Consider the following 368-nt stretch of genomic DNA (forward strand, 5'->3'; position numbering starts at 1 on the left):
CGCTTGCTGATTGACTTGCAGATACTGATGCGCTTGCTGATTGGCTAGCTGATACAGATGCTGAAGTTGATTGGCTTGAGCTTACTGATGCTGAAGTTGATTGGCTTGAGCTTACTGATGCTGAAGTTGATTGGCTTGAGCTTACTGATGCTGAAGTTGATTGGCTTGAGCTTACTGATGCTGAAGTTGATTGACTTGCAGATACTGATGCTGAAGTTGATTGGCTTGCAGATACTGATGCTGAAGTTGATTGACTTGCAGATACTGATGCGCTAGTTGATTGGCTAGCTGATACAGATGCTGAAGCTGATTGACTTGCAGATACTGATGCGCTTGCTGATTGGCTAGCTGATACAGACGCTGAAGCT

The 368-nt window shown here is 44.8% G+C and carries 1 protein-coding gene; it reads right to left on the reverse strand.

The window, feature by feature from the left end:
• Positions 1–368, reverse strand: a 368-nt coding sequence (locus tag SORDD05_RS09960; RefSeq protein WP_196757208.1) for a hypothetical protein, incomplete at both ends; no start/stop codon positions are given.

Origin of the sequence: Streptococcus oralis (assembly GCF_001578705.1) — a bacterium.
GTDB lineage: Bacteria > Bacillota > Bacilli > Lactobacillales > Streptococcaceae > Streptococcus > Streptococcus oralis_J.